Annotated in this window: 22 protein-coding genes and 1 rRNA gene; 22 read left to right on the forward strand and 1 reads right to left on the reverse strand. The window is 53.9% G+C overall.

Translation table 11 applies throughout. The features are described 5' to 3' along the window. Positions 1–12: 12 nt before the first annotated feature. From tilS to lysS, 20 genes are all read left to right on the forward strand, one after another. Positions 13–1,464, forward strand: coding sequence for a tRNA lysidine(34) synthetase TilS (gene tilS, locus KI367_RS21900; protein WP_212952157.1), 1,452 nt, complete (start codon positions 13–15; stop codon positions 1,462–1,464). Between the two features lie 47 nt (positions 1,465–1,511). Further along, positions 1,512–2,051 (forward strand): hypoxanthine phosphoribosyltransferase, encoded by a 540-nt coding sequence (hpt, locus tag KI367_RS21905; RefSeq protein ID WP_212952158.1) that lies wholly within the window; start codon positions 1,512–1,514, stop codon positions 2,049–2,051. A 116-nt stretch (positions 2,052–2,167) separates the two neighbouring features. Continuing rightward, a complete protein-coding gene (gene ftsH / locus KI367_RS21910; protein WP_212952159.1) occupies positions 2,168–4,240 on the forward strand; it encodes an ATP-dependent zinc metalloprotease FtsH in 2,073 nt (690 codons plus the stop codon). Positions 4,241–4,650: 410 nt separating this feature from the next. Next, positions 4,651–5,589 (forward strand): quinolinate synthase NadA, encoded by a 939-nt coding sequence (gene nadA / locus KI367_RS21915; protein WP_212952160.1) that lies wholly within the window; start codon positions 4,651–4,653, stop codon positions 5,587–5,589. Positions 5,590–5,628: 39 nt separating this feature from the next. Beyond that, a complete protein-coding gene (gene nadB, locus KI367_RS21920; protein ID WP_212952161.1) occupies positions 5,629–7,245 on the forward strand; it encodes an L-aspartate oxidase in 1,617 nt (538 codons plus the stop codon). Beyond that, positions 7,235–8,095 carry a carboxylating nicotinate-nucleotide diphosphorylase gene (gene nadC, locus KI367_RS21925; protein ID WP_212952162.1) on the forward strand — a complete coding sequence of 287 codons (861 nt, stop codon included), beginning with the start codon at positions 7,235–7,237 and terminating at the stop codon, positions 8,093–8,095. Before nadB ends, nadC begins: the two co-directional genes overlap by 11 nt. 16 nt (positions 8,096–8,111) lie before the next feature. Then, positions 8,112–8,879 (forward strand): type III pantothenate kinase, encoded by a 768-nt coding sequence (locus KI367_RS21930; protein WP_212952163.1) that lies wholly within the window; start codon positions 8,112–8,114, stop codon positions 8,877–8,879. A 153-nt stretch (positions 8,880–9,032) separates the two neighbouring features. Next, the gene (gene hslO, locus KI367_RS21935) at positions 9,033–9,914 is read left to right on the forward strand and encodes an Hsp33 family molecular chaperone HslO (RefSeq protein ID WP_036712801.1); all 882 of its coding nucleotides are present in this window, start codon (positions 9,033–9,035) and stop codon (positions 9,912–9,914) included. 20 nt (positions 9,915–9,934) lie between these two features. Next, on the forward strand, positions 9,935–10,894 hold the full coding sequence (locus KI367_RS21940; protein ID WP_212952164.1) for a peptidyl-prolyl cis-trans isomerase: 960 nt from the start codon (positions 9,935–9,937) through the stop codon (positions 10,892–10,894). Positions 10,895–11,170: 276 nt separating this feature from the next. Then, entirely contained in the window at positions 11,171–12,109 is a 939-nt protein-coding gene (gene cysK / locus KI367_RS21945) for a cysteine synthase A (protein ID WP_036712783.1), read from the forward strand. 162 nt (positions 12,110–12,271) lie between these two features. Continuing rightward, on the forward strand, positions 12,272–13,876 hold the full coding sequence (locus KI367_RS21950) for an anthranilate synthase component I family protein (RefSeq protein WP_212952165.1): 1,605 nt from the start codon (positions 12,272–12,274) through the stop codon (positions 13,874–13,876). Next, positions 13,873–14,454, forward strand: coding sequence for an aminodeoxychorismate/anthranilate synthase component II (gene pabA, locus KI367_RS21955; RefSeq protein WP_212952166.1), 582 nt, complete (start codon positions 13,873–13,875; stop codon positions 14,452–14,454). The genes KI367_RS21950 and pabA overlap by 4 nt, the downstream gene beginning before the upstream one ends. Further along, complete coding sequence (locus KI367_RS21960; RefSeq protein WP_212952167.1) at positions 14,451–15,359, forward strand: aminotransferase class IV; 909 nt, start codon at positions 14,451–14,453, stop codon at positions 15,357–15,359. Before pabA ends, KI367_RS21960 begins: the two co-directional genes overlap by 4 nt. Next, on the forward strand, positions 15,340–16,218 hold the full coding sequence (gene folP / locus KI367_RS21965; RefSeq protein ID WP_212952168.1) for a dihydropteroate synthase: 879 nt from the start codon (positions 15,340–15,342) through the stop codon (positions 16,216–16,218). Before KI367_RS21960 ends, folP begins: the two co-directional genes overlap by 20 nt. A 7-nt stretch (positions 16,219–16,225) precedes the next feature. Next, positions 16,226–16,588, forward strand: coding sequence for a dihydroneopterin aldolase (folB, locus tag KI367_RS21970; RefSeq protein WP_212952169.1), 363 nt, complete (start codon positions 16,226–16,228; stop codon positions 16,586–16,588). A 64-nt stretch (positions 16,589–16,652) separates the two neighbouring features. Then, entirely contained in the window at positions 16,653–17,201 is a 549-nt protein-coding gene (gene folK, locus KI367_RS21975) for a 2-amino-4-hydroxy-6-hydroxymethyldihydropteridine diphosphokinase (RefSeq protein ID WP_036712785.1), read from the forward strand. Continuing rightward, positions 17,153–17,356 (forward strand): helix-turn-helix domain-containing protein, encoded by a 204-nt coding sequence (locus tag KI367_RS21980; protein ID WP_036712787.1) that lies wholly within the window; start codon positions 17,153–17,155, stop codon positions 17,354–17,356. The genes folK and KI367_RS21980 overlap by 49 nt, the downstream gene beginning before the upstream one ends. Before the next feature lie 54 nt (positions 17,357–17,410). Beyond that, positions 17,411–18,433, forward strand: coding sequence for a tRNA dihydrouridine synthase DusB (dusB, locus tag KI367_RS21985; RefSeq protein WP_036712790.1), 1,023 nt, complete (start codon positions 17,411–17,413; stop codon positions 18,431–18,433). Positions 18,434–18,707: 274 nt separating this feature from the next. Continuing rightward, positions 18,708–19,184: a transcription elongation factor GreA gene (gene greA, locus KI367_RS21990; protein ID WP_160045468.1), complete on the forward strand. Its 477-nt coding sequence runs from the start codon at positions 18,708–18,710 to the stop codon at positions 19,182–19,184. A 165-nt stretch (positions 19,185–19,349) separates the two neighbouring features. Next, complete coding sequence (gene lysS, locus KI367_RS21995) at positions 19,350–20,867, forward strand: lysine--tRNA ligase (protein ID WP_036712803.1); 1,518 nt, start codon at positions 19,350–19,352, stop codon at positions 20,865–20,867. Positions 20,868–21,203: 336 nt separating this feature from the next. Here the strand turns inward: lysS and KI367_RS22000 are convergent, their stop codons facing one another. Continuing rightward, positions 21,204–21,791: a TetR/AcrR family transcriptional regulator gene (locus KI367_RS22000; RefSeq protein ID WP_246537164.1), complete on the reverse strand. Its 588-nt coding sequence runs from the start codon at positions 21,789–21,791 to the stop codon at positions 21,204–21,206. A gap of 105 nt (positions 21,792–21,896) precedes the next feature. Between KI367_RS22000 and KI367_RS22005 the strand changes: the two genes are divergently transcribed. Continuing rightward, positions 21,897–22,430, forward strand: a complete 534-nt coding sequence (locus KI367_RS22005) for a hypothetical protein (protein WP_212952171.1) — start codon at positions 21,897–21,899, stop codon at positions 22,428–22,430. Between the two features lie 430 nt (positions 22,431–22,860). After that, positions 22,861–22,991, forward strand: a 16S ribosomal RNA gene (locus KI367_RS22010); the annotation flags it as partial.

Here is a 22,991-nt window from a genome sequence, read left to right on the forward strand (position 1 = left end):
AGGGGATTCGGAATGGAAAGCAGGACCGATTTGAATACGTTGACGGAACATGTTTTCCGTACGGCCGGCGAGCATGGATTATGGCAGCCCCATGACACGATCATAGTCGCAGTATCCGGCGGGCCGGACTCTGTGGCTCTTTTGCATGTCCTGCACCGAATTTCGAAGCTGCATGTCCCGCTTAATCTGATTTGCGCGCATGTCCATCACGGGCTCCGGGCCGAATCCGACGACGAAGAGAAGCTTGTCCGCCGATTGGCCGAAGGCTTGGGCGTCCCGTTCGAGCTGGCGAGAATCGATGTTCCTTCTTATATGGAAGAAAGCGGGAAGGGATTCGAAGAGGCGGCGCGCGAAAAAAGGTATGCCTTTTTGCATGAAACCGCCGTCCGCCGGGGCGCGGCATCCATTGCGCTGGCGCATCACGCCGACGACCAGGCCGAGACGGTGCTGCTGCATTTGCTCCGGGGGAGCGGGCTTGCGGGGCTCAAAGGCATGAAAATAAAAAGAAGCGAAAAAAATGTGGAACTCATCCGTCCTTTTTTGCGTATATACAAAACGGACCTCGTCAGCGTATGTAAGCAGCAAGGTTACGAGTACGCGGTCGACAGCTCCAACTTCTCCACCAAGTACCGGCGAAATGCGATCCGGCTGGATGTGCTGCCGTTTTTGGGGCAATATAATGGTCAGATCAGGCAATCGCTGGTTCAGCTTGCCGAGATCGCGGGCGGGGAAGACGATTTCATGGAGCGGGCTGCCGATCGTGCATATCGCGAAACGGTGCAGCATAAGAATGGAAGGCTCTATTTTGAAGCGCCTTCCTTTTTGGCCTTACATGTCGCTTTACAACGAAGGTTGATTAAACTAATATTAAATTATCTGTCGGCAGGCTCCGAAATCACTGATTTCCACAAAATCGAATGGATTCGCCAAACCATGATTCAGAATAAAAGCACGACCTGGAGCCTTGACATTGGAGGAGGCTTGGCCTGCATACGCGAATACGATAAGATATGGTTTATGCACAAGCCGCAAGAGCAGTCCAAGAGCTATACATACGAGCTTCAAGCTGCTGTTCCGGAACTTTTTATTCCTGAAATTGGCAAGAGGATGACGATGAAGGCGCAGTCGCCGCATGACCCTTTTTTTCAGGCCAAGGGCGAGGCTTGCGCCGAAGCAGTGTTCGATGCCGACCAATTGAAGTTTCCATTAACACTCCGCTCAAGACTGCCTGGAGATACCATGAAGGTCATGGGATTAAACGGAAGCAAAAAGGTAAAAGATATTTTCATTGACGCGAAGATACCTCCATCCGCTCGCTCCCGCATTCCTGTGTTAGTCGATGGTTCAGGCAACATCATCTGGATACCGGGAGTCCGGCGGTCCGCGCATGCCGCGGTCGGGGCACGAACGATATCCGTTCTTCATATGTGTCTGGAGGATGCAGAGGCAGTGGAGCAACTGTAATGGTCATAGTAAGACTTTCATAGTATAAACGTAGGAGGTTCGCTCAGTTGCAAAACGATATTCAAGAAGTTCTGATCACCGAAGAGGAAATCCAGAAGAAAATCAAGGAACTTGGAGCACAGCTCAGCAAGGTTTATGAAGGACGCAATCCTTTGGTCATTTGCGTACTCAAAGGCGCGTTTATTTTCATGGCCGATTTGGTTAAAAATATGACAGTACCTCTCGAGCTCGATTTCATGGCCGTGTCCAGTTACGGCGTGTCCACGAAATCGTCGGGAGTCGTCAAAATCATCAAAGATTTGGATGTGCCGGTTGAAGGACGCGACGTCCTGATCGTCGAAGATATTATCGACAGCGGTCTCACGCTCAGCCATCTGATCGAGCTTCTGAAGAGCCGCAACGCCAAGTCTACGTGCGTCGTCACGTTGTTTGACAAACCGGCTCGCCGTACCGTTGATCTGGAAGCAGATTATACAGGCTTCTCCTTGCCAGACGCCTTTGTTGTCGGATACGGTTTGGATTACGCCGAACGTTACCGGAACCTGCCCTACATCGGGATCTTGAAACCGGAAGTTTATTCCCACTAATGGTGATACTCCAGCCCATGGACGTTTTGCTGACGGTTCATGCTAATACCACCTCTGTTGAGATGGTCAGACAGGCTATGGTAAAATAATTAAAGTGTTTTGAGAGGAGGTAGGGGATGAATCGGTTCATCCGGAATTCTGGTTTTTATTTGATTCTTTTTTTAGTTGTGGTGGGCATTGTCCAGTTCGTAAGCAGCAGTGGTGAATCTGCTCACAATCCTAGATACGATGAATTTCGGCAAGAGATTAAGGCTGGCAATGTGAAGGATATCACGGTTCAATTTGACGGTTACGCCTATCTCGTAACCGGTAAATATAATCAAAAACCGGAAGGGGCTAAATCCGACAGCTTCTCAACCTACATTCCGGCTACGGATGCCGCGATCCAAGAGCTGGTGGACGCCAGCGACAAGACCGGCATGAGCTATACCCAGAAGAAAATGGAAGGCGAAAGCATTTGGCTGACGCTGCTCTCCTCCATGATTCCTTTGGTTATCATGTTCATTCTTTTCTTCTTCCTGTTCAATCAGGCACAGGGCGGCGGCGGCAAAGTGATGAACTTCGGCAAAAGCCGTGCGCGCTTATATAATGAAGAGAAGAAGAGGGTCACATTCGAAGATGTGGCAGGGGCCGATGAAGAGAAACAGGAACTTGTCGAAGTCGTGGAATTCCTTAAGGATCCGCGGAAATTTGCCGCAGTCGGCGCCCGCATTCCGAAAGGGGTGCTGCTCGTAGGCCCTCCGGGTACGGGTAAAACGCTCCTCGCCCGCGCGGTAGCCGGGGAAGCCGGCGTTCCGTTCTTCAGCATTTCCGGTTCCGACTTCGTGGAAATGTTCGTAGGTGTCGGTGCATCCCGCGTTCGCGATTTGTTCGAGAACGCCAAGAAAAATGCGCCATGTATTATATTTATCGACGAAATCGATGCGGTTGGCCGTCAGCGCGGCGCCGGTCTTGGCGGCGGCCATGACGAGCGCGAACAAACGCTGAACCAATTGCTCGTAGAGATGGACGGTTTCGGCGGCAACGAAGGCATCATCATCGTTGCGGCGACCAACCGTGCGGATATTCTCGACCCAGCGCTCTTGCGCCCGGGACGTTTTGACCGTCAAATCACGGTCGACCGTCCGGACGTGAAGGGCCGCGAAGCGGTGCTGAAAGTCCATGCACGCAATAAGCCGCTCACAAAAGACGTTAAGCTTGACGTGGTAGCGAAACGCACGACCGGCTTTACCGGCGCCGAGCTGGAAAACCTGATGAACGAGGCTGCCCTGCTTGCGGCACGCCGCAACCGGAAGGATATTTCCATGCGCGAGGTCGACGAAGCGATCGACCGCGTCATTGTCGGTACGGAAAAACGCAGCCGCGTGATCAGCGAACGCGAGAAGCGGATCGTCGCTTATCACGAAGCGGGCCATACCATTGTCGGCTACTTCCTGGAAAACGCCGATATGGTGCATAAAGTAACGATCATTCCTCGCGGCCGTGCCGGCGGATACGTCATCATGATGCCGAAGGAAGACCGCATGCTCGTCACGAAGCAGGAATTGCTGGATAAAGTGACAGGCCTTCTCGGCGGCCGCGTATCCGAGGAACTCTTTATCGGGGAAATCGGAACGGGCGCTTACAGCGACTTCCAGCAGGCGACAAACATCGTCCGCAGCATGATCATGGAATACGGCATGAGCGAGAAGCTTGGACCGCTGCAATTCGGTTCGTCCCAAGGCCAAGTATTCCTTGGCCGCGATCTTGGACACGAGCAAAATTACAGTGATTCCATCGCTTATGAAATCGATCAGGAAATGCAGCGCATGACCAACGAATGTTATCAGCGTTGTAAAGATTTGTTGACCAAACACGCCAAAGAGGTTCATCTCATCGCGAATACGCTGCTTGAGAAAGAAACCCTGGAGCTGGAGCAAATCAAAGAGCTGATCGAACAAGGATACCTGTCGGAAGACGGACCGCGCGACGGCGAAAACGGAGGTTCCTCCGAAAGCGGCGCGCCCGTAATCGACGAGATCGGCGACGTTCGCGTCCGCATTCAAGGCAAAGAGGACAATGCCGACTTGCCGACGAATGAGATTCCGAACGATGCCCCGAAGAGCTCTTCGGACATTCCGAACGATCCGACGAACCCGCCGGCAGACGATCCGAATAACGGAGGCACGCCTCCAGGTACGAAAGCGTAAACCCAGCAGGACATACAAAACCCGGAAGACGACGGCAATCGTCTTCCGGGTTTTTTTGTTTTTGGCAGCTTTACCCCAATGAATACGAAACCGTCGATCACAGCGCATGTTCTGAGCATGAGGTTGTTTTAATTTAGCATGAAGGAGTCTGAGCCAAGCCTCATGAAAGATTTTTATTTTTATCATCAAGCCTTTTTGTTGTGAAAGGATGCACGAAACATGCGCCCTATAAGGATTTTTTGGCACGATGGACCTGTTTATGCCGAACTTTCCGCCCAATTGACAGCCCGTGAAACCTTGTGTACATTAGTTGGTAACTGAAAAACCTCAAGGCTTAGACACCTAACTTTGAGAGAATTTTCACAATATCACGGATCATGTGATGACCTTATTAAAGGAGTGGGTTTCTGGTGGAAGCTCTGGCGCTGCAGCATAAAGAGGAGCAAAAACGGGAATTGACCGAGAAGCTGATGCAGCTCAAAAAAGAAAGAAACGCAATTATTTTGGCTCACTATTATCAACGGGACGAAATTCAGGAAGTTGCCGATTTCCGCGGCGATTCCTTTTTGCTTGCCCAGAAAGCCGCGCAAACGGATGCGGAGACGATCGTTTTTTGCGGCGTGCATTTCATGGGGGAAAGCGCCAAAATTTTGGCTCCGAACAAGACGGTTTTGATTCCGGACGAACGCGCAGGCTGCCCGATGGCCGACATGGTGAACGTGGATGGGCTCCGCAAGCTGAAAGCCCAACACCCGAACGCCAAAGTCGTTACATATATCAACTCCTCCGCCGACGTGAAAGCGGAAACGGACATTTGCTGCACGTCCTCCAATGCGGTGAAGGTGATCCAATCGCTGGATTGCGACGAGATCATCTGGGTGCCGGACAAAAACCTCGGCCATTACGTACAGCAGCATACCGACAAAAAAATGATCATTTGGGAAGGTTACTGCAATACGCATGACATGCTGACCGTAAAAGACGTTGTGGAAATGAAAGCCAAACATCCGAACGCCCAGTTCGTCGTGCATCCGGAATGCCGTCCTGAAGTGGTTGCGATGGGAGATTTCGTAGGCAGCACGACGGCGATCATCGATTACTGCAAAAAGTCGGATTGCCAGGAGTTTATCGTCGGAACCGAAGACGGCACGGGCTACCAGCTTCGCATGGACAGTCCGCACAAGACCTTCCATTTTGCGACCAAATATTTGGTATGTCCGAACATGAAGGTAAACAATCTTAAAAAATTGGTGAAGTGCCTGGAAACGATGAAGCCGCAAATTTACGTACCGCCGGCCGTCGCAGACAAGGCCCGGATTTCTTTAGAGCGCATGTTACAAGTACAGTAGCATGCGCTACTCTTTCTCTTAAGACAGGTGAATAATGCAATGATTCCTCAGTATTTGGTTGATTTTGACCTGCAGTCCTTGCCTAGCGTGGAAACCGACGTCATCGTGGTCGGCTCCGGCATTGCGGGCTTGTATACGGCCATTGAGGCGGGGAAAGACCTGAACGTGCTTATGATTACGAAAAACGCCCTTCTGGAGAGCAATACCCGCTATGCGCAAGGCGGCATCGCCGCCGTGACTTCGGAAGACGACTCTCCTGCATACCATCGTGAGGATACGCTGATGGCAGGCGCGGGGTTATGCTCGTCGGCCGCGGTCGATATTCTCGTGAATGAGGGGCCTGAAGGCGTCAAAGAGCTGATCCGGCTGGGTACGGCCTTCGACGAAATCGACGGGGAGCTTGCGTTGACGCAGGAGGGCGCCCACAGCCGCCGCCGGATTTTGCATGCCAACGGCGACGCGACGGGTTTTGAGATCGTTAGGGCGCTGGCGGCGCAGGTACGGGGCCATGAACGCGTTAAAGTGTGGGAGCATCATTTTGTGATCGACGTCATAACGACCGGAAACGAATGCGTTGGGGCGCTCGTACAGCGTCCCGACGGCCAGAGAGTGTATGTCAAGGCGACGGCTACCATTCTGTGCACGGGTGGGGCCGGACAGCTTTATCGCTATACGACGAATCCGGAGGTGGCTACCGCGGACGGAATTGCCATCGCTTACCGGGCGGGCGCGCAAATCCGCGACATGGAATTCCTCCAGTTTCATCCGACCGCGCTTTGTTACCCCGGTGCCCCGCGTTTCCTTATTTCCGAGGCGGTGCGGGGGGAAGGGGCCGTGCTGCGCAACATCAAGGGCGAACGTTTCATGGGAAAATACCACGAGCTGCTTGAGCTGGCGCCACGGGACATCGTGGCCCGGGCCATCCTCAGCGAGATGGAGGAAACGAAGGCGACCTTCGTGTATTTGGATATTACGCACGAACCGCAGGACTTTATCAGGCGCCGTTTTCCGACCATTTACGAAACCTGCATGAACTATGGCCTGGATATGGCAACGGATTGGATTCCCGTCGCTCCGGCTGCGCATTATATGATGGGCGGCGTCAAAACGGACCTGAACGGGGAAAGCAGCGTAGCCAGGTTGTTCGCCTGCGGGGAAGTCTCTTCGACCGGCGTGCATGGGGCCAATCGATTGGCAAGCAACTCGCTCTCCGAAGCGATCGTGTTCGGCAGACGGATCGTAAACCGGATTCGCGCTTTGGCCCCCGTGGTCGGTTCAATCGACTTGTCCCATCAGCTGGAGGGCCGGACCGGCGCTCCCAAGCAGGCCATCATCGAACGGCGGCTCAAGCTGCAGAAGGTGATGGTGCGGTATGCCGGACTGCGGCGCACCGGAACGATGCTCCGCAAAGGGATGGAGGAGCTGCAGCGGCAGCTGCCGATTTTCCAGTCGGAGCTCACGAAGAAAGAGGAGTTCGAATTCGCCAACATGCTGACCAGCAGCATGCTGGTAACCCGGGCCGCCCTCGAGCGAACGGAAAGCCGGGGCGCCCATTACAGGGAAGATTACCCTCAAAGAGACGACGCCGTGTGGCGCAAACATCTGCTGCAGCGGCGCGAAGATGAAATGATGGAGGAATTCAGCGATGATGTTTAACGGATATAACGAAGGTTTGGTGGAATCCATCCGTTTATGGTTGAAGGAGGACGTCGGATCCGGCGATGTGACGACGATGGCCACCATTCCCCCGGGCCACGAGTCCAAGGGCATCATTCATGCCAAGGAGGACGGCGTCGTGGCCGGGATTCCGGTTGCGGAGCTGGTGTTTCAAGTGGTGGATCCCGGACTGTCGTTTACGCCTTGCGTAAAGGACGGAGACCGTGTTACGAAGGGGACCGTGCTGGCTGTCGTCGAAGGAAGCACGCACCATATTTTGACGGGGGAACGGCTTGCGCTGAATCTTTTGCAGCGCCTCTCCGGCATTGCAACCCGGACCCGCATGTTCGTGGATAAGCTTGAAGGTTTGCCTGCCCGGCTCGTCGACACGCGCAAAACGACGCCGGGTCACCGCATGCTGGAGAAATATGCCGTGCGGGTCGGGGGCGGCGCCAATCACCGTTTTGGGCTGTATGACGCCGTCATGATTAAGGACAACCATATTAAAGGAGCGGGCGGAATTCGCCTGGCGGTTGAACGGGCACGCGCCCATATTCCTCACACAATGACCATTGAGGTGGAAACGGAGTCGCTGGATCAGGTGGAGGAGGCTTTGGAGGCCGGGGCGGACATCATCATGCTGGACAACATGGACAAAGCGATGATGAGAGAGGCGGTAAGACGGATCAAAACGAAGGCGCCGCATGTCCGCGTCGAGGCTTCCGGCAACGTTTCGCTGCAAACGGTCAAAGAAATTGCCGAGTGCGGGGTTGACGTCATATCCGTGGGGCGGTTAACCTATTCTTTTGAGAGTCTTGACATCAGTCTGGATCTCAATGCTGTAAAATAAAGGAGGGATCGTCCCCATGATCCTTGTCATCGACATCGGGAATACCAACATTGTACTGGGCATCTATAGAGGGCGAGAGCTTCTTCACCACTTTCGTCTGAGCACCATCCGTCAATCGACATCGGATGAATACGGCGTATGGTTTCACAATTTGTTCCATATGTCAGGGATTAACGTTTCGGACATTGAGGGCGTCATCATGTCCTCCGTCGTTCCGCCGATGGTTCATGTGATCGACCAGACATGCCGTAAATATATTCGCAAACACCCGCTTATGGTCGGACCGGGCATTAAAACAGGCTTGAATTTGCGCAACGAAAACCCGCGCGAGGTCGGCGCGGACCGGATCGTGAATGCGGTGGCCGCGGTCGAGCTGTACAAAGGGCCGCTGGTCGTGGTCGACTTTGGGACGGCAACGACGTTTGACTGCGTCGACGAAAAAGGGGATTATCTCGGAGGCGCCATCGTGCCGGGCATCGGCATTTCGACGGAGGCTTTGGTTGAACGGGCGTCCAAGCTTCCGCGCATCGAGCTCGAAAAGCCGAAAAAGGTGATCGGCCGCAACACGGTGCATGCCATGCAGGCCGGGATCATTTACGGGTATGCCGGTCAGGTGGACGGAATCGTCGAGCGAATGAAGGAGGAAATGCGTTCCCCTTCGCTGAAGGTGGTAGCCACCGGCGGGCTGGCGGAGCTGATAGCCAGCGAATCGGAAGCAATCGATGAGGTCAACCCGATGCTGACGCTCGAAGGGCTGCGGATTATATATGAGCGCAACAAGTAGCAAACGTCCGGTTTGAACCTGATCTTCGTTTTTGGGGAACGATAAACGAAGGGAATGCCGTTTTGTGCCCTCATCAGGGGTGTCAGCGAACATATCCTAAATGAAAGCGGACTACAATATCTTCAAATTCAAAGCAAGGAGTCTAAGATGGACATGGAAAATAAACAAGACGGCCTCATTCGGGGCACCGCCATGGGCGGGCGCGTCCGGGCTTTCGCCGTAAGGACGACGGCGCTCGTCGAGGAATTGCGGCGAAGACATGATACGTGGCCTACGGCTACGGCCGCCATGGGGCGGACGCTGACGGCAGGCGCCATGATGGGGGCCATGCTCAAAGGCGAGGAGAAATTGACGATTCAGGTAAAAGGCGACGGCCCGATCGGCCAAATCGTCGTCGATGCCAACGCAAAAGGCGAAGTTAGAGGTTATGTGGACGAACCGCATACCCATTTGCCGAGCAACAGCCAGGGCAAGCTGGACGTCGCAGGCGCGGTCGGCCAGGGCTTTTTGCACGTGACCAAGGACTTGGGCCTGAAGGAGCCGTACCGCGGCAGCGTTCCGATCATTTCCGGGGAGCTGGGCGAAGATTTCACGTACTATTTTGCCGCCTCCGAACAGACGCCATCGGCAGTAGGGCTGGGCGTCCTGGTAGCACCCGACAATTCCGTCATCGTGGCCGGCGGTTTTATCGTGCAGCTGCTGCCTGGACTCAGCGATGAGGAAATCACCGTGATCGAGCGGGCCGTCGGAGCCATGCCGCCGGTGACGTCGCTGTTGGATCAGGGGCTGGAACTGGATGAAATGCTGCGGTGGCTTTTGCCTGACGTGGAAGTCCTTGAGCATATGGATATCCGTTTCCAGTGCAAATGCTCGCGGGAACGGGTGGAACAGACGCTGGTCAGCCTCGGGAAGGATGAGCTGGAACAGCTGATCAAGGAAGACGGCCATGCCGAAGTGGTGTGCCACTTCTGCAACGAAGCTTACAGCTTTAACAAAGAAGAATTGCAGCAGATTCTGGACAGAGCAATTCGTTAAAGGCACGGGATGACAGGATGATGACCAGACAAGAAAAGGCGTTATGGGCCGCAGTCATCATTTTGGCAGCGGGCGTGTTGTTTATGGGGAGCCTCATCGTCATAAGGGGGCTAAAGCCCGCCGGGACCGTGCATGAACCGGACGAAGAGCAGGGCGGCCGGAAAGCCGTCGCTGCTTTCGACGGTCAGATCATCACGGAGGACGAGTGGGTCGAAGAGTTGAAGCGGACGCATGGGAAGGACATGCTTTTGCAGATGCTCAACCAGAAGGCGGTGGATGCCGAAGCCAAAGCGCTGCAAATCCGGGTAACGCCGGAGGAAATCGCGGAGAAGGTCAAAGCCGATGCCGCCGGATACGAGTCGGAGGAAGCTTATTTTCAATCGATGTACGCCCAATTGGGCCTCTCCCCCGCGGATATTCGGGCGGAAGCAGCTTACCAATTGACCCTCGAAAAAATCGCCACCCTTCATATCGATATTAGCGATGCGGACGTGGACAGGTATTTGGAGGAGCATCAAGAGGAATTCGAGCCGAAAAAGCAATACGAGCTGGCGTGGATCAAGCTCAAAAGCCGTAAAGCCGCCAATGAGGCGCTGGACCGCCTTGAACGGGGAGAAGATTTCGGCAAACTGGCCGAAGAGCTGTCCCTCGACGAATATACCCGCCTGCAAGGCGGCCGCCTCGGTTGGATCGAAGAAGACGACCCGTTCGTTCCGGCGGAGCTGCTCGACGCGGCCAAGGAGCTGCAAACGGGGGACATTGCGGGTCCGATCCGGCTTCAGGACGACGGATACGCGGTGATGCAGGTCATCGATATCCAAGAAACGGAGAAACCAAGCAGCGAGGACATCCGGGAGGGCATCCGCAAACAGCTTGCTTTGAACGAAGCCGTCCCGTTAACGGAGCTTGAGGCGCAGCTTCGGGATAAATACGGCGCTAAAATCATAACCAAAACCCCGCCCGGGCAGGGGGCGAGATAATGCCTTTTAGAAACCTTTGCCGAGTGGATCTGCGGATCCATGAAGCGAGGGTTGTTTTTTTGGAGACAGGCAGGGGGGCCTTAGGCCGGATGCGGAAATGAAGCGCTGCTCAAGCAGGGTTCGTATTGACATTCGGAGGGAAGGTTGTTAAGATAAAGGTACTAAATACCTACTTATTTACTCGGATATAAAATCGGTTTTTACAGCCAGACGCACGAACTGAATCCGCATACATCTTAAAACGAATTTTACCGTTCAAAAGGGAGGATTTTTACTATGGCTAAAGTCGTGAATAATGTTACTGAATTGATCGGCAGCACCCCGCTTGTTCGTTTGAACCGTCTGGTTCCGGAAGACAGCGCGGAAATTTACCTCAAACTCGAATACCAAAACCCGGGAGCAAGCGTTAAAGACCGGATCGCCATCAGCATCGTGGAGGAAGCCGAAAAAGACGGCACGCTGAAACCCGGCGGCACGATCGTGGAAGCAACAAGCGGCAACACCGGGATCGGCCTGGCGATGGTCGCTGCGGCGAAAGGATACAAAGCGGTGATCGTCATGCCGGAAACGATGAGCTTGGAGCGCCGCAACCTGCTTCGCGCCTATGGTGCTGAGCTGGTGCTGACTCCGGGAGCGGAGGGCATGAACGGAGCCGTTAAAAAGGCCGAGGAAATCGTAAGGGAGAACCCGGGTTATTTCATGGCTGAGCAGTTCAAAAATCCGGCCAACGTAAAAATCCACCGCGAGACGACGGGTCCGGAAATCGTTGAAGCGATCGAGTCCATCGGCGGCACGCTGGATGCGTTCGTAGCGGGCATCGGTACGGGCGGCACGATCTCCGGCGCGGGCGAAGTGCTGAAAAACCGTTTCCCTGATATCAAAATCGTTGCGGTCGAACCAGCGGCTTCCCCGATTTTGGCCGGCGGCAAGCCGGGGCCTCACAAGATCCAGGGTCTTGGCGCGAACTTCATTCCCGACATTTTGAACCGCGAAATCTATGACGAAATCATTCATGTCGAGAATGAAGAAGCTTTTGAAACGGCGCGCCGCGTAGCGAAAGAAGAAGGCGTCCTTGCCGGCATTTCTTCAGGCGCAGCGGTATATGCCGCGCTCAAGGTGGCCAAGGAACTCGGAAAAGGAAAACGCGTCGTCGCGATCATCCCGAGCAACGGCGAACGTTATCTCAGCACGCCGCTCTATAACTTCGAAGGTTAATTCGAACATTATTAGCCCTGCTTCCGTTTTTACGGCGGCAGGGTTTTTTTGGGGAATACGGGCGTTTTCGGCAAAAAACCTGGAAAGGGCCTTTTCAAATGGGGAGCGGGCAAGTATACTGACAACCAATAGAGAAGCTTTTGCAGCGAAAGGAATGAAGAAATGAGCGGGGAAAGCGTCGTTACGTTGAAGCATTGGAAAAGGTGGGCCGAAAAAGGATATACGATGCTGCCTTTTGTACTCGAGGCGGATTGCCGGGGGAAAAGCAGCGGTCTGCCCGCGTCTTGGTCGCATGCCTGGAAACAGGCGTCTCCGCATTCCTTTGTCCTCGAAAGCGGCAAGGATGGACGTTACACCTATTTGGGGCTGGAACCCGCGTCGGTATTGCGGGGGAAGGGAGAAGAGGCGCGCGTAACCTGCCTTCGGGAAGGCAGCACGGCATGTTCGGCAGCATCTCCGCTTGAGGCTATAAAACAATGGATGGCGCCTTACAAGGGACCTGCGCCGGAGGACCGGGCCGATTTGGCGGCCGATCTGCCGCCGTTTCTTGGGGGATGCGTCGGCTTCCTGGGTTACGATGTCGTCCGGTTCCTCGAAGAGCTTCCGGCTACCGCTGCCGACCATCCGGATCTCCCGGATTACCTTTGGATGTTATTCGACGAGATTTGGATCTATGACCATGCTAGGCAAAAACTCTTTTGTGCGGTCCATGCGAACATAAAGGCGGATACGGACCTGGGCGATGCTTACGATGCCGCCCGGGAAAAGGCCCAAACGATGTTTGACCGATGGTCCCGGTTTACGGTACAAGCGCGGGGCGAGATCGAAGAGGAACGGCTGTATCGGCAAAAACACGTAGAAGACGGGCCAACGGAGCTGGATTCCGGCGAATGGCCCGGCATGGAAAGCGCCTTTACGCGCGAGGCTTTTGAACGGGCGGTCACGGCGATCCAGGATTATATCCGGCAGGGCGACGTATTTCAGGTCAATTTGTCGCTCAGGCAGGAACGGAGGCTGGAATCCGAACCGGAACGGATTTATGAATGGCTGAGAGTATTGAATCCGTCGCCGTATATGGGAATGCTTCGTTCTCCGGGCTTCAGCCTTGTGAGCGCATCTCCCGAGCTGCTGGTCAAGCGGCAGGGAGACCTGATCGGCGCCCGTCCCATCGCCGGCACGCGGCGCCGCGGACATACGAAGGCGGAGGACGAGGCAATGGCCGCCGAGCTGCTGGGCAGCGAAAAGGAACGCGCGGAACATGTCATGCTGGTGGATCTTGAGCGCAACGACATCGGCAAAGTGGCCGCCTACGGGACGGTCAGGGTACCGGAGCTGATGACCGTCGAGCAGTACTCCCACGTCATGCATCTGGTCTCCCAGGTAGAGGGACGGCTCGCACCAGGCAAAGACGCGTTTGACGTGATCGCCGCCCTCTTCCCTGGGGGCACGATCACGGGAGCGCCGAAGGTGCGCACGATGGAGATCATCGAAGAGCTGGAACCGGTCAGACGCGGCCCTTATACGGGCTCCATGGGCTGGATTGACTACAACGGAAATTTGGAATTAAATATTATCATAAGAACGCTGGTCGTTTTGGACGGGATCGGCATGATTCAGACCGGCGCGGGCGTCGTGATCGACTCCGAGCCATACCGCGAATACCGCGAATGCCATAATAAAGCCAAAGCCGTCGTCAAGGCAGTCCTTTTGAGCGAAAAGGAAGCGGCTGCCCGGTCGCAGCGGCGTGAAGAGGAGATGAGAGCATGATTCTGGTGATCGACAATTACGACTCTTTTACGTATAACCTGGTTCAATATCTCGGGGAACTGGGGGAAGAGGTCAAAGTATTCCGCAATGACGAAATCGACATCCAAGGAATCGAAGTGCTGGCTCCCGATCATATTCTGATTTCGCCGGGGCCGTGCACTCCGAATGAAGCGGGAATCAGCCTCGAGACCATTGAGCATTTTAAAGGCAAGGTTCCGATTTTTGGCGTATGCCTTGGGCACCAGGCCATCGGACAGGCATTCGGCGGCAAGGTCGTTCGCGCCGAACGGCTGATGCACGGCAAAACGTCGCCGATTTTGCATCAAGGAACGTCGGTATTCGAGGGATTGCCGTCGCCGTTTACGGCGACGCGGTACCATTCCCTGCTGGTGGAACGCAGCACGCTGCCCGATTGCCTCGAAGTTACCGCCGAAACGGAAGAGGGCGAAATTATGGGACTGCGCCACAAGGAGTACCCGATCGAAGGCGTTCAATTCCATCCGGAGTCGATCATTACCGACCATGGACACCAGATGCTGCGCAATTTCCTGAAGCGGACGGCGACGACGGGCGCATGAATCGGATTCTGATAAACGGTCAATCTATGGATGCTTCTGCTGCCGTGGTCTCCGTAATGGATCACGGCTTTTTATACGGCATGGGTTTGTTCGAAACGCTCCGGACCTATGGCGGCAAGCCGTTTTTGCTGGAGCGGCACTTGGCTCGACTGAAGGCGGGCTGCAAAACGCTGGGCATCGACGTTTCCGCGCTTCCGGATGACCTGCAGGTGCGGGAATGGATCGCCGAGCTGATGCAGGCTAACGGGCTGGAGGAAGCTTATGTCCGCTACACGGTCAGCGCGGGGGAGGATGCGCTCGGATTGCCCGCGGGAATGTATAGCCGTCCCGCTTCGGTGCTGATGGCGAAACCGCTGCCCGAGCCGGCGCCGACGCTGTATACCCACGGCAAACCTCTTAAACTGCTGGGCACCCGGCGAAATTCGCCAGAGGGCCCCGTCCGTTTGAAGTCGCTCCATTACATGAACAACATTTTGGCGAAGAGGGAGCTTTCCTCCGATCCCGAAGCGGTACGGCTTTATGCCGAGGGCTTGATGCTGAATGCGGACGGGCATGTGTCGGAGGGAATCGTGAGCAACGTCTTTTTCGCGAAAAACGGAAAGGTCTGTACGCCGGACACGGCTTGCGGCCTGCTGCCCGGCATTACGCGCGGGTTGGTTTTGGAGCTGGCCTCGGAGGCGGGAATACGCTGCGAGGAAGGGTTTTACACTTGGGAAGACTTGCGGGAAGCGGATGAAATCTGGCTGACCACTTCCATTCAGGAATTGGTGCCCGTCACCTCGTTGATCGACCCGGACGGCACGGTTTCGATCATCGGCGAAGGGCGAATCGGACCGTTAACGGATATACTGCTGCGGTTGTACCGCCGGCAAACGGGAGGCTATCATGAAAACGACAATCTATGAACGGACATACCGGATGGGCGAAGCGGTGCTTGAGCTTGGTGCATCCACCAAAATTATGGGTATTTTGAACGTAACCCCCGACTCATTTTCGGATGGAGGCCGGTACGTCGACCCGGATCAAGCGGTTCGGCATGCCTTGCAAATGGTGGAGGACGGGGCGGACTTGATCGACATCGGAGGCGAATCGACGCGGCCGGGTTACGAGCCGGTGTCCGCGGAAGAGGAGCTGCGCCGGATCATTCCGGTCATTGAAGCGCTGCACCGGGCCGCCCCCCATATCCCGATCTCGGTGGATACGTATAAAGCGGAGGTAGCGCGGGAAGCGATCCGGGCGGGAGCCCATATCATGAACGATATTTGGGGAGGCAAAAAGGACCCGGATATGCTCAAAGCGGCCGCCGAACTCGGCTGCCCGATTATTTTGATGCACAACAGGAAAGATATGAACTACGGCGATTTTACGGCCGACGTCGTGCGGGACCTGCAGGAAAGCGTCGAATTGGCGCTGAAGGCCGGCGTTGCCGGTGAACGGATCATTTTGGATCCGGGCGTCGGTTTTGCGAAAAATTTGCCGGAAAACCTGCAGATCATGACGCAGCTTGACCGGCTCGTCGGGATCGGTTATCCGGTGCTGCTCGCGACCTCCCGCAAAAAGTTTATCCGTACCGTGCTGGATCTTCCGGTTGGGGACGTCGTCGAAGGAACGGCGGCCACGGTCGCGTTCGGCATTGCCCAAGGCTGCCAAATCGTGCGCGTTCATGACGTGAAACAAATCAAGCGGACCGTGGATATGTGCGACGCGATGCTGTATGCCTCGCCGGATACGAGAAGGGTACGCGAACATATTACGGAGGGATGACGGATCCATGGATAAAATGAAGCTGCATCGGATGGAATATTACGGGTACCACGGCGTGTTTGAAGAGGAACGCAAGCTGGGCCAACGTTTCTATATCGATTTGGAGCTGGAGCTCGATTTGCGGGAAGCCGGCCGAAATGACGATTTGAGCAAAACGGTAAATTATGCCGAAGTGCACGAGCTCGTGAAAAAAGTCGTTGAAACCGAGTCTTTCCGCCTCATCGAGGCGCTCGGCGAACGTGTTGCATCCTTGTTACTGGACACTTATACTAGTATCGATGCATTGACGGTCAAAGTGACCAAACCGCACCCTCCCTTTGACATCCATTTTCAGGGGGTCACCGTGGAGCTTCACAGAACGAGGAGTTAGCAAAGAATGAGCGGCTGACGAAGCCTTTTTGCTAGTCCCGAGAACAAGAAAGCGAGAATCTGCCATGAATGCACAATCCACCTCTGAGTCATCAGAGGCTTATATTGCTTTAGGGGCCAATTTGGGCGACCGCGAGGAAACGCTGATGGATGCGGTGCAACGTCTCGATCGGCATCCGGACGTCGCGGTGCTCGAATGTTCCGATTTATATGAGACCGAGCCGGTCGGTTACGTCGACCAGCCCCTTTTTCTGAATATGGCCGTACGGGTTCGCACCACGCTCGATGCTTACGGACTGCTGCACGTCATGCAGCAAATCGAAAAAGACCTTGGACGCGTTCGGCATATACGCTGGGGCCCGAGAACCGTCGATTTGGACCTGATCTGGATGGAGGGGCGGCGGGAAAACACCGAGGAGCTGATTTTGCCCCACCCTCGCATGGAAGAGCGTTTGTTTGTGCTCGTCCCTTTGAAAGACGTCGTGCCGGAGGGCGAATCCTCCGGATTGCGGCCTATCCTGTTCGCAGCGTTGGAAAGACTGGATGGAAAGGACGGTTTACAGCTTTGGAAAACATGCAGCTGGCACAGCGCATCCGCGCCTTTCGGAAGTTAAAAGGATACACGCAGCAGGAGCTGGCGTCGGGATGCGGCATTTCGCTGACGGTGCTTGGCGCCATCGAGCGGGGCAACCGCCATGCCGACGAGCGCACGCTTGCGAAAATTGCGGAGGTACTGGGCATATCGCTCGAGGAGCTTACCAATCCTTAGAGTTACGGGTATATAAATGATTACATGAAGTCAAAGGAGCGACAAAGAGATCCCATGTTGAAAATTGGCGATATTGAAATGAAAAATCAGGTCGTCCTCGCTCCGATGGCGGGTGTTTGCAATCCGGCTTTCCGGTTGATCGCCAAGGAGTTCGGAACCGGACTGGTTTGCGCGGAGATGGTTAGCGGCAAAGCGATCGTCCACGGCAATCGGCGCACGCAGGAGATGCTTTTTGTCGACGAACGGGAGAAACCGCTCAGCCTGCAAATTTTCGGAGGCGACCGCGACTCGCTCGTGGAAGCGGCGAAGGTCGTGGATAAACAGACGAATGCCGATATTATCGACATTAACATGGGCTGCCCTGCGCCCAAAGTGACCAAAATCGACGCAGGCGCCCGCTGGCTGCTCGATTCCAACAAAATTTACGAAATGGTAGCTGCCGTGGTGGATGCGGTAGACAAGCCGGTGACGGTCAAAATGCGCACGGGTTGGGACAGCGACCACATTTACGCGGTCGAAAACGCCCAAGCGGTGGAACGCGCCGGAGGGAAAGCGGTCAGCATACACGGCCGAACCCGCGAACAGCTGTATACCGGCCATGCGGACTGGGATATTATAAAACAAGTCAAAGAGTCGGTATCGATCCCGGTCATCGGCAACGGGGACGTGGTTACCCCCGAGGATGCCCGCCGGATGTTGGACCAAACCGGAGTCGACGGGGTCATGATCGGCCGCGGAGCCCTGGGCAATCCATGGATGCTGTACCGCACGATCGAATATTTGAAAACCGGGGAGCTGCTGCCGGAACCGACGGCCGAGGAGAAGATCCGAATCGCGATTTTGCATATGGACCGTCTCATTGCGTTGCGGGGAGAAGCGGTGGCCGTACGCGAAATGCGCAAGCATTTGGCCTGGTATTTGAAAGGGCTCAAAGGATCCGCCCGCATCAAAGACGAAATCATGGAAGGAACGAAGCGGGACGAAATGGTCCGAATTTTGGAAAATTTCGTTGCAAGCCTCAAAGAGAGGGAGCAACTGGAGGCAGAAGCGGTTGAGGAGGCGGCGGTTTCCCGGTAATTCCGCCATGTCATGACCATGCATATACAAAATTGCGCGCGATTGACATTTTGAAATGCTTACCATATAATTTTTCAGTATAAATTCGACTTTATCCTTAAAACAGCAGAGGGATGTTCTGATCCTTCACACTTTGCATAAATATAGATTGATCTAAAGCAAGCTGGGTAGTTCATTCTATACTCGTTTTTTTGATTCCGTTTCATAATGGGTGGAATGGGTTATGAAACCGAATCGCTTTAAATTCATTTATATGACAGGAGAATCGGTTAAGATGAGCGATAAAGAAGTCATTCTGACACAGGACGGACTCAAAAAGCTGGAAGACGAACTCGAGAACCTGAAATCGGTCAAGCGGCGCGAGGTTGCGGAACGGATCAAAGTAGCCATCGGCTACGGCGATATCAGCGAAAACTCCGAGTACGAGGATGCCAAAAACGAGCAGGCCTTTATCGAGGGACGCATCATTACCCTTGAAAAAATGCTTCGCAATGCGCGCATCATCAACAACGACGAAATCAATACCGATATTGTCGGGGTTGGCGCGACGGTGATCGTGCAGGACATGGAGTACGGCGACACGATGGAGTATACGATTGTCGGCACGGCCGAATCCGATCCGCTCAACAACAAGATTTCGAATGAAAGCCCGGTCGGCAAAGCGATCTTAGGCAAGCAAAAAGGAGCCGTCGTGGACGTAAACGTGCCTGCCGGCGTGATCCAATACAAAATCATCGATATCAAGAAATAAGATCGGCGTGCTTTAGGATTGTAAGAAAGAGCTTCCTTTAGGAAGCTTTTTTTCAGATATATAGGATGAAATGGGAATGAATTCATGTATTCCCCGGTTATGTCATGCAGTACCCTGTTTTTCTTGGAAGGACAGGCAGTAGGATCGAAGGAGTGACGAATGAAAATGTCGGAAGAAGTAAACAACCACGAACAAGAAATGGAACTTAGCGAAATGCTGCAAATTCGCCGAGGTAAGCTGGACGAGCTGCGGGGCCTTGGGATTGACCCTTTTGGAAAAAAATACAACCGCACCCATCATGCGGGAGACCTGCTTAAGAAATATGACGGTATGACCAAAGAAGAGCTGGACGAGCAGCATATCGAAGTGAAGGTAGCGGGCCGGATTATGGCCAAACGCGGCATGGGTAAGGCGATTTTTGCCCATATTCAGGATCTCAGCGGCAAAATCCAAATTTACGTGCGTCAGGATTCCGTGCCGGAAACGGCTTTTGAAGCGTTCCGCCTGCTTGATCTCGGGGATATTGTCGGAATCGCCGGCACGATGTTCAAAACCAAAACGGGAGAGACGACGATCAAAGCGAGCGAAGTCGAGGTTCTCGCGAAGTCACTCAATCCGCTGCCCGACAAATATCACGGCCTGAAGGACGTCGAGCTTCGTTACCGTCAGCGTTACGTGGATCTGATTATCAATCCGGAAGTACAGCAAACGTTTATCGCCCGTTCCCGGATCATTCAGTCGATGCGCCGCTATTTGGACTCCCAAGGTTATCTGGAAGTGGAGACGCCGACGCTGCATGCCATCGCAGGCGGCGCTGCCGCGAAACCGTTCATCACGCATCATAATGCGCTCGACATGGAGCTTTATATGCGCATCGCGATCGAACTTCACTTGAAGCGCCTGATCGTCGGCGGCCTGGAGAAAGTATACGAGATCGGACGCGTATACCGGAACGAAGGCATTTCCACCCGCCACAACCCGGAATTCACCATGATCGAGCTGTATGAAGCTTATGCCGATTACAAGGACATCATGAACTTGACGGAAAACTTGATTGCCCACATCGCGCAGGAAGTGCTCGGCACCCAGGTCATCAATTACCAGGGGCATGAGGTCAACCTCGCACCGGGCTGGCGCCGCGTGTCCATGGTGGATGCGGTTAAAGAAGTCAAAGGCGTAGACTTCGGCGTGCACATGACGGATGAAGAGGCGCATCGCCTTGCCAAGGAGCATAACGTCAAAGTCGAGCCGCATATGACCTTTGGCCATATTCTGAACGCGTTCTTCGAGGAATTTGTAGAGGAAACGCTGATTCAGCCGACGTTCGTTACCGGGCATCCGGTGGAAATCTCGCCGCTGGCGAAGAAAAACGAAGAGGATCCGCGTTTTACGGACCGCTTCGAGCTGTTTATCGTGGCGCGTGAGCATGCCAATGCCTTCAGCGAGCTGAACGACCCGATCGACCAGCGCCAGCGTTTCGAAGCACAGCTCAAGGAACGGGAGCAAGGCAACGACGAAGCGCATGAAATGGACGAGGACTTCCTGAATGCGCTCGAATACGGCATGCCGCCTACAGGCGGACTCGGCATCGGCGTGGACCGTCTCGTGATGCTGCTGACCAATTCGCCTTCGATCCGCGACGTACTGTTATTCCCTCATATGAGAAACCGTACGCAGGAGTAGCTTAAATCGTTTAACGGGGAAGACGGAATTTCATGACCGGATTCATCGGACTTCTTGGGACATGGAGATGAAGATTCGCCGCAAGCTTTTATAACATAAGAAAAAAGGAACAGCGTGACGGGGTCACGTCAGAGTGTCGAGAAAGTCCAACGGACTTTTCGACACTCTATTTTTTATATGGGGGGAATCATATCTTTTAAAATAAAAATCGATTTAAAGCGCTCTGAGACCCCTACTTCAGTGACCGACGAGGCAATTTTAAACCCCCTGCAAAAAAACAGGGGGTTTCTCGACAGCCTGAGCGTGACGGGGTCACGTCTGTTCCTTTTTTGCGTTTCATTCGGATGGGCGGCAAAGCGACTGAAGATGACGGTATACGGTTCTGCGCATCAAGTCCGCCGGCATCTTTTCCGGCCTGAGTACGGCATGGATGGCCAATCCGTCGATCAAGGCATAAAAGCGTTCGATTTCAAGCTCGGCGTCCAGATCTGGCGCAGCCAAGTTTTTGGCGGCCAATCCATCCATGATTTCAATAAAAATGGATCTGAGCCCATCATCGACTTCCAGGCGATATCTAGCGAGATCCTTGTCGGACAGCGATTTGACGACAAAAGCGAACCAGACCTCCATTTCGAGCCGTTTCTCCTCGTCCGTAGGCAGAATCTCGTCGACGAGGAGAGGAATGTCCGTCAAAAGGTCCCCGCTGAAATCGATGTTGGCGATCCGTTTTCCGACACGGTCGGAAACCATCTTCATGGCATAGAAGAGCAGTTCCGAATGCGTCGAGAAATAATGGCGCATCGAACCCACGGACAATCCGGCCTCGTCCGCGATGTTCCGGACCGAAGCCTGGTCCAGCCCCATTTTTTGAATGACGCGCCAGGTGGCTTCCGCAACTTTTTCCCTTTGTTTTTCATGATCCACGATTTTAGGCATGTCCTTAGTATAACATTTTCCTTGTTTTTTTAATACAGTCGTGATAAATTGTTTTTAATACAATTGTTCTAAAAAAGGAAGGATGAAGCCATCATGATTGCAGCTTTGATTGTGGCGTGCGAAATCGGATTTTGGGTGCTAGTTCTGGCCGGTCTTAGCGCCAGGTATATTGCGGGATGGAAGCGGACGGGAGCGGTCTTGCTCGTTGCCACGCCGGTTGTCGATATTTTGCTTATCGCGTTTACGGTCATCGACTTGCGCAGCGGAACCACGGCGGAATTCATGCACGGGTTGGCCGCGATTTATATTGGGGTCACCGTCGCATACGGACATCGAATGATCAAATGGGCGGATGAACGTTTTGCATACCGCTTTGCAGGCGGGGAAAAGCCGGCACCTGCGCCGAAGTACGGAAAAGAGCGCGCCCGGCGCGAGCGGGAAGGGTGGTACCGGCATTTGATGGCGTGGGTTGTGGGCGTCGTTTTGCTGATGCTGATGATCTGGATGGTAAATGACCCTTCGAGGACGGAAGCATTAAAAGGCATACCGAGGATGTGGGGCATGATTTTGGCGATCGATTTTTTAATCAGCTTCAGCTATACGATTTGGCCAAAAGAGCAAAAGTAGCGGGGATGGGATATAGGAAGATTCGACCGAGCAAAGCAATGGATTCAACCTAAATATTGTTCTTATATCCCTGAACATATTAATTTCAAAGAAAGCTTGCAAGCTAAATAGATTCATGATATATTATTATTCCGGCCGATAAGTGCGGTAAGCATTTAAAGCCAGCAAGCTTTAAAGCTTTGAAAAAACAATTTCAAAAAAAGCTTGCATTAAGAAACAAAACATGATATATTATAAAAGTTGCTGCTGAACACAACGACGGCGACGAAAACGAAATGTTTGATCTTTGAAAACTGAACAACGAGTGAGATATGAGGTTTCGGCAACGAAACCGAAACGCGAAGCAAGCCGGTCCAAGCCTATGGCTGGATGGTTTGTGGAGCACAAATGAGAATTAAATTCTCGTCAGATTCAAAATGAGTCACAAACTTTCATGGAGAGTTTGATCCTGGCTCAGGACGAACGCTGGCGGCGTGCCTAATACATGCAAGTCGAGCGGACCTTAGCGATCTTCGGATCGCTCTTGGTTAGCGGCGGACGGGTGAGTAACACGTAGGCAAC

It is taken from the genome of Paenibacillus cookii (genome assembly GCF_018333375.1).
GTDB lineage: Bacteria > Bacillota > Bacilli > Paenibacillales > Paenibacillaceae > Paenibacillus_AQ > Paenibacillus_AQ cookii.